9 protein-coding genes are annotated in these 12,923 nt (G+C 52.4%); all 9 read left to right on the top strand.

Annotation, left to right across the window (positions count from 1 at the left end; all coding sequences use genetic code 11):
- The coding region (locus FN037_RS24255; protein ID WP_072098208.1) for an elongation factor Tu at positions 1-93 on the top strand (93 nt) is incomplete at its 5' end.
- A 228-nt stretch (positions 94-321) separates the two neighbouring features.
- Entirely contained in the window at positions 322-705 is a 384-nt protein-coding gene (gene secE / locus FN037_RS24245; protein ID WP_138362628.1) for a preprotein translocase subunit SecE, read from the top strand.
- A 1-nt stretch (position 706) separates the two neighbouring features.
- Complete coding sequence (nusG, locus tag FN037_RS24240; RefSeq protein WP_002438628.1) at positions 707-1,252, top strand: transcription termination/antitermination protein NusG; 546 nt, start codon at positions 707-709, stop codon at positions 1,250-1,252.
- A gap of 156 nt (positions 1,253-1,408) precedes the next feature.
- Positions 1,409-1,837: a 50S ribosomal protein L11 gene (gene rplK / locus FN037_RS24235; RefSeq protein WP_008503452.1), complete on the top strand. Its 429-nt coding sequence runs from the start codon at positions 1,409-1,411 to the stop codon at positions 1,835-1,837.
- A 3-nt stretch (positions 1,838-1,840) separates the two neighbouring features.
- Positions 1,841-2,548 carry a 50S ribosomal protein L1 gene (gene rplA, locus FN037_RS24230; RefSeq protein WP_138362629.1) on the top strand — a complete coding sequence of 236 codons (708 nt, stop codon included), beginning with the start codon at positions 1,841-1,843 and terminating at the stop codon, positions 2,546-2,548.
- Between the two features lie 299 nt (positions 2,549-2,847).
- Positions 2,848-3,345 carry a 50S ribosomal protein L10 gene (gene rplJ / locus FN037_RS24225; RefSeq protein WP_004097644.1) on the top strand — a complete coding sequence of 166 codons (498 nt, stop codon included), beginning with the start codon at positions 2,848-2,850 and terminating at the stop codon, positions 3,343-3,345.
- Between the two features lie 66 nt (positions 3,346-3,411).
- On the top strand, positions 3,412-3,777 hold the full coding sequence (rplL, locus tag FN037_RS24220) for a 50S ribosomal protein L7/L12 (RefSeq protein WP_138362630.1): 366 nt from the start codon (positions 3,412-3,414) through the stop codon (positions 3,775-3,777).
- Between the two features lie 324 nt (positions 3,778-4,101).
- A complete protein-coding gene (rpoB, locus tag FN037_RS24215) occupies positions 4,102-8,130 on the top strand; it encodes a DNA-directed RNA polymerase subunit beta (protein ID WP_142503344.1) in 4,029 nt (1,342 codons plus the stop codon).
- A gap of 76 nt (positions 8,131-8,206) precedes the next feature.
- Positions 8,207-12,430 (top strand): DNA-directed RNA polymerase subunit beta', encoded by a 4,224-nt coding sequence (gene rpoC / locus FN037_RS24210; RefSeq protein WP_142503343.1) that lies wholly within the window; start codon positions 8,207-8,209, stop codon positions 12,428-12,430.
- Positions 12,431-12,923 lie beyond the last annotated feature (493 nt).

Raw genomic sequence — 12,923 nt, 5'->3', positions numbered from 1 at the left:
CACCCGATCGCGATGGACGACGGTCTGCGTTTTGCAATCCGTGAAGGTGGCCGTACCGTTGGCGCAGGCGTGGTTGCGAAAGTTCTCGGCTAATTGCTGATAACATTTGACGCAATGCGCAATAAAAGGGCATCATTTGATGCCCTTTTTGTACGCTTTCACAGCAGAACCTGGCTCATCAGTGATTTTTTGGTTCATAATCATTGCTGAGACAGGCTCTGAAGAGGGCGTTAAGTCCGAAACGCACAGAGCATTTCGGTTTGGATTGCCTCGCATACGCGGGGTGAAAATGTTTGTAGAATACTTCTGACAGGTTGGTTTATGAGTGCGAATACCGAAGCTCAAGGAAGCGGGCGCGGCCTGGAAGCGATGAAGTGGGCGATCGTTGCCGTGCTGCTGATTGTGGCCATTGTTGGCAACTTCCTTTATCGTGACATTATGCTGGCAATACGCGCGCTGGCGGTAGTGATTCTGATTGCTGCGGCAGGCGGTGTCGCGCTGTTGACGACAAAAGGTAAAGCAACGGTTGCTTTTGCCCGTGAAGCGCGTACCGAAGTCCGTAAGGTCATTTGGCCGACTCGCCAGGAAACATTGCACACCACGCTGATTGTGGCTGCGGTTACCGCAGTAATGTCACTGATCCTGTGGGGACTGGATGGTATTCTGGTTCGCCTGGTATCTTTTATCACTGGCCTGAGGTTCTGAGATGTCTGAAGCTCCTAAAAAGCGCTGGTACGTCGTTCAGGCGTTTTCCGGTTTTGAAGGCCGCGTAGCAACCTCGCTGCGTGAGCATATCAAATTACACAATATGGAAGAGTTGTTTGGTGAAGTCATGGTGCCGACCGAAGAAGTGGTCGAAATCCGTGGTGGTCAGCGTCGCAAAAGCGAGCGCAAATTCTTCCCGGGTTACGTGCTGGTCCAGATGGTGATGAACGATGCAAGCTGGCACCTGGTGCGCAGCGTACCGCGTGTGATGGGTTTTATCGGTGGTACGTCTGACCGCCCGGCGCCAATCAGCGACAAAGAAGTCGATGCGATTATGAACCGGCTGCAACAGGTTGGTGATAAACCGCGTCCGAAAACGTTGTTCGAACCGGGTGAAATGGTACGCGTTAGCGATGGCCCATTTGCCGACTTTAACGGCGTAGTTGAAGAAGTCGATTACGAGAAATCCCGTCTGAAGGTATCCGTTTCTATCTTCGGTCGTGCGACGCCAGTTGAACTGGACTTTGCCCAGGTCGAGAAAGCTTAACTGCCGATCAAAAAAGCAGCGATTTAATCGTTGCATGAGGCGCGGAATTGATATACAATTTCGCGCCTTTTGTTTTTATGGGTCTGGCCCATAAAACGATTTTTTATATCACGGGGAGCCTGTTTTCAGGCGTTATACCCAAACGAGGAAATTGCAATGGCTAAGAAAGTACAAGCCTACGTCAAGCTGCAGGTTGCAGCTGGTATGGCAAACCCGAGCCCGCCGGTTGGTCCAGCACTGGGTCAGCAGGGCGTGAACATCATGGAATTCTGCAAGGCGTTCAACGCTAAAACTGAATCCCTGGAAAAAGGTCTGCCGATTCCGGTTGTTATTACCGTTTATGCTGACCGTTCTTTCACTTTCGTTACCAAAACGCCTCCGGCAGCCGTTCTGCTGAAAAAAGCGGCGGGTATCAAGTCTGGTTCTGGTAAGCCGAACAAAGACAAAGTGGGTAAAATTTCCCGCGCTCAGCTGCAGGAAATCGCGCAGACCAAAGCTGCCGACATGACAGGTGCCGATATTGAAGCGATGACTCGCTCCATCGAAGGTACTGCACGTTCCATGGGCCTGGTAGTGGAGGACTAAGAAATGGCTAAACTGACCAAGCGCATGTCCGTGATTCGCGAGAAAGTTGATGCGACCAAACAGTACGATATCAACGAAGCGATCGCGCTGCTGAAAGAACTGGCTACCGCTAAGTTCGTTGAAAGCGTAGACGTTGCCGTTAATCTCGGTATCGACGCACGTAAATCTGACCAGAACGTCCGTGGCGCAACTGTACTGCCGCACGGTACTGGCCGTTCCGTTCGCGTAGCCGTATTTACTCAGGGCCCGAACGCTGAAGCCGCGAAAGCTGCTGGCGCGGAACTGGTAGGTATGGAAGATCTGGCTGACCAGATCAAAAAAGGCGAAATGAATTTTGACGTTGTTATTGCTTCTCCGGATGCAATGCGCGTTGTTGGCCAGTTGGGCCAGGTTCTCGGTCCGCGTGGCCTGATGCCAAACCCGAAAGTAGGTACCGTAACGCCGAACGTTGCTGAAGCGGTTAAGAACGCTAAAGCCGGTCAGATTCGTTACCGTAACGACAAAAACGGCATCATCCACACCACCATCGGTAAAGTGGACTTTGACGCTGACAAACTGAAAGAAAACCTGGAAGCTCTGCTGGTTGCGCTGAAAAAAGCAAAACCGACTCAGGCGAAAGGCGTGTACATCAAGAAAGTTAGCATCTCCACCACCATGGGTGCTGGCGTTGCCGTTGATCAGTCCGGTTTGACTGCGACTGTTGCGAACTAATATTCGCCTTTACGTGGGCGGTGGATTTGTCTACAATCTTACCCCCACGTTTCTGCAAATAGCAGATATCTATGCGAGTCATAGAAAGAATTTTGTCGTTGGCCTATCCAGGCCTCCGTCGAAGACCGCAGGTGTTTCGTAAGAAACTTAATGCCCTGCGTAGACGGTGACAGAACGCTAAGATTATTTTTTTATACTCTGGCTTGTTTCTGCTCACCGTATTAAGACGCTCTTCTCGTTGAGGAGAGTGAAGTGAGTTCCGGAACATGAGTTCCGGCAAACATCCAGGAGCAAAGCTAATGGCTTTAAATCTTCAAGACAAACAAGCGATTGTTGCTGAAGTCAGCGAAGTAGCCAAAGGCGCGCTGTCTGCAGTAGTTGCGGATTCCCGTGGCGTAACTGTAGATAAAATGACTGAACTGCGTAAAGCAGGTCGTGAAGCTGGCGTTTACATGCGTGTTGTTCGTAACACCCTGCTGCGCCGCGTCGTTGAAGGTACTCCATTTGAGTGCCTGAAAGACACGTTTGTTGGTCCGACCCTGATTGCATACTCTATGGAACACCCGGGCGCTGCTGCTCGTCTGTTCAAAGAGTTCGCGAAAGCGAATGCAAAATTTGAGGTCAAAGCCGCTGCCTTTGAAGGTGAGCTGATCCCGGCGTCGCAGATCGACCGCCTGGCAACTCTGCCGACCTACGAAGAAGCAATTGCACGCCTGATGGCAACCATGAAAGAAGCTTCGGCTGGCAAACTGGTTCGTACTCTGGCTGCTGTACGCGATGCGAAAGAAGCTGCTTAATCGCAGTTATCTTTGTAAAACGCTCGCTTACGTATAAACTTATTCTGATATTCAGGAACAATTTAAATGTCTATCACTAAAGATCAAATCATTGAAGCAGTATCCGCTATGTCCGTAATGGACGTTGTAGAACTGATCTCTGCAATGGAAGAAAAATTCGGTGTTTCCGCTGCTGCTGCTGTCGCTGTAGCTGCTGGCCCGGTTGAAGCTGCTGAAGAAAAAACTGAATTCGACGTAATTCTGAAAGCTGTTGGCGCTAACAAAGTTGCTGTTATCAAAGCAGTACGTGGCGCAACTGGCCTGGGTCTGAAAGAAGCTAAAGACCTGGTAGAATCTGCTCCGGCTGCCCTGAAAGAAGGCGTGAGCAAAGATGACGCTGAAGCACTGAAAAAATCTCTGGAAGAAGCTGGCGCTGAAGTTGAAGTTAAATAAGCCAACCTTTCCGGTTGCAGCCTGAGAAATCAGGCTGATGGCTGGTGACTTTTTAGTCACCAGCCTTTTTGCGCTGTAAGGCGCCAGTAGCGTTTCTCACTGTTTGACTACTGCTGTGCCTTTCAATGCTTGTTTCTATCGACGACTTAATATACTGCGACAGGTCAGATTCCTGGGCTGTGTAAATCGCAATGAAATGATTTAAGCGTGATAGAAACAGGTATTGCGGAAAGTGTTCCATTTTCCGGTCAACAAAATAGTGTTGCATAAAAAACTGCCTTATGTAGGCAGATGGGTCGACTTGTCAGCGAGCTGAGGAACCCTATGGTTTACTCCTATACCGAGAAAAAACGTATTCGTAAGGATTTTGGTAAACGTCCACAAGTTCTGGATGTACCTTATCTCCTTTCTATCCAGCTTGACTCGTTTCAGAAGTTTATCGAGCAAGATCCTGAAGGGCAGTACGGTCTGGAAGCGGCTTTCCGTTCCGTATTTCCGATTAAGAGCTACAGCGGTAATTCTGAGCTGCAATACGTCAGCTACCGTCTGGGCGAGCCCGTTTTTGACGTTAAAGAATGTCAGATCCGTGGCGTGACCTACTCGGCACCGCTGCGTGTCAAACTGCGTCTGGTGATCTACGAGCGCGAAGCGCCGGAAGGCACCGTTAAGGACATTAAAGAACAAGAAGTCTACATGGGCGAAATTCCGCTCATGACCGACAACGGTACCTTTGTTATCAATGGTACTGAGCGTGTTATCGTTTCTCAGTTGCACCGTAGTCCGGGCGTCTTCTTTGACAGTGATAAAGGTAAGACCCACTCTTCCGGTAAGGTCCTGTATAACGCGCGTATTATTCCTTACCGTGGTTCCTGGCTGGACTTTGAGTTCGACCCGAAAGACAGTCTGTTTGTGCGTATTGACCGCCGTCGTAAGCTGCCAGCCACCATCATTCTGCGGGCGCTGAACTACACCACTGAGCAGATTCTGGATCTGTTCTTTGAAAAAGTGGTCTTTGAGATCCGCGACAACAAGCTGCAGATGGAACTGGTGCCGGAACGCCTGCGTGGTGAAACCGCCTCCTTTGATATTGAAGCCAACGGCAAAGTGTACGTCGAAAAAGGTCGTCGCATTACTGCGCGCCATATTCGTCAGCTGGAAAAAGACGATATCAAACATATCGAAGTTCCGGTTGAGTACATCGCGGGTAAAGTGGCGTCTAAAGACTACGTTGATGAATCCACTGGCGAACTGATCTGCGCAGCGAATATGGAGCTGAGCCTGGATCTGCTGGCGAAGCTGAGTCAGTCTGGTCACAAGCGCATCGAAACCCTGTTCACCAACGATCTGGATCACGGCCCGTACATTTCTGAAACGGTACGTATCGACCCGACCAACGATCGTCTGAGCGCGCTGGTAGAAATCTACCGCATGATGCGCCCGGGTGAGCCGCCGACGCGTGAAGCGGCTGAAAGCCTGTTTGAGAACCTGTTCTTCTCCGAAGACCGCTATGATCTGTCTGCGGTTGGTCGTATGAAGTTCAACCGTTCTCTGCTGCGCGACGAAATTGAAGGTTCCGGTATCCTGAGCAAAGACGACATCATTGACGTGATGAAGAAGCTCATTGATATCCGCAACGGTAAAGGCGAAGTCGACGATATCGACCACCTCGGCAACCGTCGTATCCGTTCCGTAGGCGAAATGGCGGAAAACCAGTTCCGCGTTGGCCTGGTGCGCGTTGAGCGCGCGGTGAAAGAGCGTCTGTCTCTGGGCGATCTGGATACCCTGATGCCTCAGGACATGATCAACGCCAAACCGATTTCTGCGGCAGTGAAAGAGTTCTTCGGCTCCAGCCAGCTGTCTCAGTTTATGGACCAGAACAACCCGCTGTCTGAGATTACGCACAAACGTCGTATCTCCGCTCTCGGCCCTGGCGGCCTGACCCGTGAACGCGCAGGCTTTGAAGTTCGAGACGTACACCCGACTCACTACGGTCGCGTGTGTCCTATCGAAACGCCTGAAGGTCCGAACATCGGTCTGATCAACTCCCTGTCCGTGTACGCACAGACTAACGAATACGGTTTCCTTGAGACGCCGTATCGTAAAGTTACCGACGGCGTGGTGACTGACGAAATTCATTACCTGTCTGCTATCGAAGAAGGTAATTTCGTTATCGCTCAGGCGAACTCCAACCTGGATGATGAAGGCCACTTTGTAGAAGATCTGGTTACCTGCCGTAGCAAAGGCGAATCCAGCTTGTTCAGCCGCGACCAGGTTGACTACATGGACGTTTCCACCCAGCAGGTGGTTTCCGTCGGTGCGTCCCTGATCCCGTTCCTGGAACACGATGACGCCAACCGTGCATTGATGGGTGCGAACATGCAACGTCAGGCGGTTCCAACTCTGCGCGCCGATAAGCCGCTGGTGGGGACCGGTATGGAACGTGCTGTTGCCGTTGACTCCGGTGTAACCGCGGTTGCGAAACGTGGTGGTACCGTTCAGTACGTGGATGCGTCCCGTATCGTTATTAAAGTTAACGAAGACGAGATGTACCCGGGCGAAGCAGGCATCGACATCTATAACCTGACCAAATACACCCGCTCTAACCAGAACACCTGCATCAACCAGATGCCGTGCGTTTCTCTGGGTGAGCCGGTTGATCGCGGCGATGTGCTGGCTGACGGTCCGTCCACCGACCTCGGTGAACTGGCGCTGGGTCAGAACATGCGCGTCGCGTTCATGCCGTGGAACGGTTACAACTTCGAAGACTCCATCCTCGTTTCTGAGCGTGTTGTCCAGGAAGACCGTTTCACCACCATCCATATTCAGGAACTGGCCTGTGTGTCCCGTGACACCAAGCTGGGGCCGGAAGAGATTACCGCTGATATCCCGAACGTGGGTGAAGCTGCGCTCTCTAAACTGGATGAATCCGGTATCGTTTATATTGGTGCGGAAGTGACCGGCGGCGACATTCTGGTCGGTAAGGTAACGCCGAAAGGTGAAACCCAGCTGACGCCGGAAGAGAAACTGCTGCGCGCGATCTTCGGTGAGAAAGCGTCTGATGTTAAAGACTCTTCTCTGCGCGTACCAAACGGTGTTTCCGGTACCATTATCGACGTTCAGGTCTTTACTCGCGATGGCGTAGAGAAAGACAAACGTGCGCTGGAAATCGAAGAGATGCAGCTGAAGCAGGCGAAGAAAGACCTGTCTGAAGAATTGCAGATCCTCGAAGCTGGTCTGTTTGGCCGTATCTACGCGGTACTGGTCGCTGGCGGCATTGAAGCTGAGAAGCTGGACAAACTGCCGCGCGATCGCTGGCTGGAACTGGGCCTGACCGACGAAGAGAAACAAAATCAGCTGGAACAGCTGGCTGAGCAGTATGACGAACTGAAACACGAGTTCGAGAAAAAACTCGAAGCGAAACGCCGCAAAATCACCCAGGGCGACGATCTGGCACCGGGCGTGCTGAAGATTGTTAAGGTATATCTGGCTGTTAAACGTCAGATTCAGCCTGGTGACAAAATGGCAGGTCGTCACGGTAACAAGGGTGTTATCTCTAAGATCAACCCGATCGAAGATATGCCTTACGATGAAAACGGCACGCCGGTAGACATCGTACTGAACCCGCTGGGCGTACCGTCTCGTATGAACATCGGTCAGATCCTGGAAACCCACCTGGGTATGGCTGCGAAAGGCATCGGCGATAAGATCAACGCGATGATCAAGCAGCAGCAGGAAGTCGCGAAACTGCGCGAATTCATCCAGCGTGCGTACGATCTGGGCGCAGACGTTCGTCAGAAAGTTGACCTGAATACCTTCAGCGATGAAGAAGTTCTGCGTCTGGCTGAAAATCTGCGTAAAGGTATGCCGATCGCAACGCCGGTATTCGACGGTGCGAAAGAGTCTGAAATCAAGGAACTGTTACAGCTGGGCGGCCTGCCGACCTCCGGTCAGATCACCCTGTTCGACGGTCGTACTGGTGAGAAGTTCGAACGCCAGGTCACTGTTGGCTACATGTACATGCTGAAACTGAACCACCTGGTCGATGACAAAATGCATGCGCGTTCTACCGGTTCTTACAGTCTGGTTACTCAGCAGCCGCTGGGTGGTAAGGCGCAGTTCGGTGGTCAGCGCTTCGGGGAGATGGAAGTGTGGGCGCTGGAAGCATACGGCGCAGCATACACCCTGCAGGAAATGCTCACCGTTAAGTCTGATGACGTGAACGGCCGTACTAAGATGTATAAGAACATCGTGGACGGCAACCATCAGATGGAACCGGGCATGCCGGAATCCTTCAACGTATTGTTGAAAGAGATTCGTTCGCTGGGTATCAACATCGAACTGGAAGACGAGTAATTCTCGCTCAAACAGGTCACTGCTGCCGGGGTAATACCCGGCAGCGGAATGTGCTAACTCCGACGGGAGCAAATCCGTGAAAGACTTATTAAAGTTTCTGAAAGCGCAAACTAAAACCGAAGAGTTTGATGCGATCAAAATTGCTCTGGCTTCGCCAGACATGATCCGTTCATGGTCTTTCGGTGAAGTTAAAAAGCCGGAAACCATCAACTACCGTACGTTCAAGCCTGAGCGTGACGGCCTTTTCTGCGCCCGTATCTTCGGGCCGGTAAAAGATTACGAATGCCTGTGCGGTAAGTACAAGCGCCTGAAACACCGTGGTGTGATCTGTGAGAAGTGTGGCGTTGAAGTGACCCAGACTAAAGTACGCCGTGAGCGTATGGGCCACATCGAGCTGGCGTCTCCGACTGCTCACATCTGGTTCCTGAAATCTCTGCCGTCTCGTATCGGCCTGCTGCTCGATATGCCGCTGCGCGATATCGAACGCGTACTGTACTTCGAATCCTATGTGGTTATCGAAGGCGGTATGACTAACCTGGAACGCCAGCAGATCCTGACTGAAGAACAGTATCTGGACGCGCTGGAAGAGTTCGGTGACGAATTCGACGCCAAGATGGGTGCGGAAGCTATTCAGGCCCTGCTGAAAAGCATGGATCTGGAGCAAGAGTGCGAAACGCTGCGTGAAGAGCTGGAAGAAACCAACTCCGAAACCAAGCGTAAAAAGCTGACCAAGCGTATCAAACTGCTGGAAGCGTTCGTTCAGTCTGGTAACAAACCAGAGTGGATGATCCTGACCGTTCTGCCGGTTCTGCCGCCAGACCTGCGTCCGCTGGTTCCGCTGGATGGTGGTCGTTTCGCCACGTCGGATCTGAACGATCTGTATCGTCGCGTGATCAACCGTAACAACCGTCTGAAACGTCTGCTGGATCTGGCTGCGCCGGACATCATCGTACGCAACGAAAAACGTATGCTGCAGGAAGCGGTTGACGCCCTGCTGGATAACGGTCGTCGCGGTCGTGCGATCACCGGTTCTAACAAACGTCCTCTGAAATCTTTGGCCGACATGATCAAAGGTAAACAGGGTCGTTTCCGTCAGAACCTGCTCGGTAAGCGTGTTGACTACTCCGGTCGTTCTGTTATCACCGTAGGTCCATACCTGCGTCTGCATCAGTGCGGTCTGCCGAAGAAAATGGCGCTGGAGCTGTTCAAACCGTTCATCTACGGCAAGCTGGAACTGCGTGGCCTCGCCACCACCATCAAAGCCGCGAAGAAAATGGTTGAGCGTGAAGAAGCTGTCGTTTGGGATATCCTGGATGAAGTGATCCGCGAACACCCGGTACTGTTGAACCGTGCGCCAACACTGCACCGTCTGGGTATCCAGGCATTTGAACCGGTACTGATCGAAGGTAAAGCTATCCAGCTGCACCCGCTGGTTTGTGCGGCATATAACGCCGACTTCGATGGTGACCAGATGGCTGTTCACGTACCGCTGACGCTGGAAGCCCAGCTGGAAGCGCGTGCGCTGATGATGTCTACCAACAACATCCTGTCCCCGGCGAACGGCGAACCTATCATCGTTCCGTCTCAGGACGTGGTATTGGGTCTGTACTATATGACCCGTGACTGTGTTAACGCCAAAGGCGAAGGCATGGTGCTGACTGGCCCGAAAGAAGCTGAGCGTATTTATCGCGCTGGCCTGGCCTCTCTGCATGCGCGCGTTAAAGTGCGTATCACTGAATACGAAAAAGATGCTAACGGCGAATTCGTTGCGCACACCAGCCTGAAAGACACGACCGTTGGCCGTGCCATTCTGTGGATGATCGTACCGAAAGGTCTGCCTTTCTCCATCGTCAACCAGGCGCTGGGCAAGAAAGCGATCTCCAAAATGCTGAACACCTGCTACCGTATTCTGGGCCTGAAACCGACCGTTATTTTTGCGGACCAGACGATGTACACCGGCTTTGCTTATGCAGCGCGTTCAGGTGCATCCGTTGGTATCGACGATATGGTTATCCCGGAGAAGAAACACGAGATCATCTCCGAAGCGGAAGCCGAAGTTGCTGAGATCCAGGAACAGTTCCAGTCTGGTCTGGTCACCGCGGGCGAACGCTATAACAAAGTTATCGATATCTGGGCTGCGGCGAACGATCGTGTATCCAAGGCGATGATGGACAACCTGCAAACCGAAACCGTGATTAACCGTGACGGTCAGGAAGAGCAGCAGGTTTCCTTCAACAGCATCTACATGATGGCCGACTCCGGTGCGCGTGGTTCTGCGGCACAGATTCGTCAGCTGGCTGGTATGCGTGGTCTGATGGCGAAGCCAGATGGCTCCATCATCGAAACGCCAATCACCGCGAACTTCCGTGAAGGTCTGAACGTACTCCAGTACTTCATCTCCACGCACGGTGCGCGTAAAGGTCTGGCGGATACCGCACTGAAAACAGCGAACTCCGGTTACCTGACTCGTCGTCTGGTTGACGTTGCGCAGGATCTGGTGGTGACTGAAGACGACTGCGGCACGCACGAAGGTATCCTGATGACGCCGGTTATCGAGGGGGGCGACGTTAAAGAGCCGCTGCGCGATCGCGTACTGGGTCGTGTGACTGCTGAAGACGTACTGAAGCCGGGCACCGCAGATATTCTGGTTCCGCGCAACACGCTGCTGCACGAACAGTGGTGTGACCTGCTGGAAGAGAACTCTGTTGACGCCGTTAAAGTGCGTTCCGTTGTATCCTGTGACACCGACTTTGGTGTATGTGCGCACTGCTACGGTCGTGACCTGGCGCGTGGCCACATCATCAACAAAGGTGAAGCCATCGGCGTTATCGCGGCACAGTCCATCGGTGAGCCGGGTACACAGCTGACGATGCGTACGTTCCACATTGGTGGTGCGGCATCTCGTGCGGCTGCTGAATCCAGCATCCAGGTGAAAAACAAAGGTAGCATCCGTCTGAGCAATGCGAAGTCGGTTGTGAACTCCAGCGGTAAACTGGTTATCACCTCCCGTAACACCGAGCTGAAACTGATCGACGAATTCGGTCGTACCAAAGAGAGCTATAAAGTGCCTTACGGCTCTGTTATGGCGAAAGGTGATGGCGAGCAGGTTGCCGGCGGCGAAACCGTTGCAAACTGGGACCCGCACACCATGCCGGTTATCACCGAAGTCAGTGGTTTCGTCCGCTTTACTGACATGATCGACGGCCAGACCATTACGCGTCAGACTGACGAGCTGACCGGTCTGTCTTCTCTGGTGGTTCTGGATTCCGCAGAGCGTACTAGCGGTGGTAAAGATCTGCGTCCGGCGCTGAAAATCGTTGATGCTCAGGGTAACGACGTTCTGATCCCTGGCACCGATATGCCTGCGCAGTACTTCCTGCCGGGTAAAGCGATTGTTCAGCTGGAAGATGGCGTACAGATCAGTTCTGGTGACACCCTGGCGCGTGTTCCGCAGGAATCCGGCGGTACCAAGGATATTACCGGTGGTCTGCCGCGCGTTGCTGACCTGTTCGAAGCGCGTCGTCCGAAAGAGCCGGCAATCCTGGCTGAAATCAGCGGCATCATTTCCTTCGGTAAAGAAACCAAAGGTAAACGTCGTCTGGTTATCACCCCGGTAGACGGTAGCGAGCCGTACGAAGAGATGATTCCGAAATGGCGTCAGCTCAACGTGTTCGAAGGTGAACGTGTAGAACGTGGTGACGTGGTTTCCGACGGTCCGGAAGCGCCGCACGACATTCTGCGCCTGCGTGGTGTTCATGCTGTTACGCGTTACATCGTTAACGAAGTACAGGACGTATACCGTTTGCAGGGCGTTAAGATTAACGATAAACACATCGAAGTTATCGTTCGTCAGATGTTGCGTAAAGCCACTATCGAAAACGCAGGTAGCTCCGACTTCCTGGAAGGCGAGCAGGTTGAATACTCCCGCGTCAAGATCGCTAACCGCGACCTGGAAGCGAACGGCAAAGTGGGTGCAACGTTCTCCCGCGATCTGCTGGGTATCACCAAAGCGTCTCTGGCAACCGAGTCCTTCATCTCTGCAGCATCGTTCCAGGAGACCACGCGTGTCCTGACCGAAGCAGCCGTTGCGGGTAAACGCGACGAACTGCGTGGCCTGAAGGAGAACGTTATCGTGGGTCGTCTGATCCCGGCCGGTACCGGTTATGCGTACCACCAGGATCGTATGCGCCGCCGTGCTGCGGGTGAACTCCCGGCTGCACCGCAGGTGAGCGTGGAAGAAGCGTCTGCTAACCTGGCAGAACTGCTGAACGCCGGTCTGGGCGGTTCCGATAACGATTAAGCGTTGATTCGCTAATCCCTTAAAAAGCCAGTCAGGTTTCCTGACTGGCTTTTTTTATTGCTGCACGTTTTTAACGGTGTTGATGCAGTAACCATACTGACAGCGGCATGCAAGAACAGCACATGAAACCCGCCACCTTTTCTATTCTACCGATTAGCGTCTTTATTTATTTTATCTACCTTTGAATTACATTTTATTAATATGGTTAATGCAATTAATTAGCAAATAAAACATATCCAATAATTATCTATACGCTAAATAATTCGAGTTGCAGGAAGGCGGCGACGCAGTGAATCCCCGGGAGCGTACTCCAGTACGTGACTGGGGTGAACGAGGAACCAACGCACATGCAACTTGAAGTATGACGGGTATATACGCTAAATAATTCGAGCGGTCGGAAAGGGATTAATTATTTGCACGGTGATTGCGTAGGACTGAAGGGGCTGAAGCTCAGGGATGAGACGCAGTTAACGCATACGCAACATGAAGTGTG

This window comes from Klebsiella sp. 2680 (genome assembly GCF_900198535.1).
Taxonomy (GTDB): Bacteria; Pseudomonadota; Gammaproteobacteria; order Enterobacterales; family Enterobacteriaceae; genus Klebsiella; species Klebsiella indica.
The sequence above is the reverse complement of the archived record's forward strand: the minus strand, read 5'-3'. Positions and strand labels throughout refer to the sequence as shown.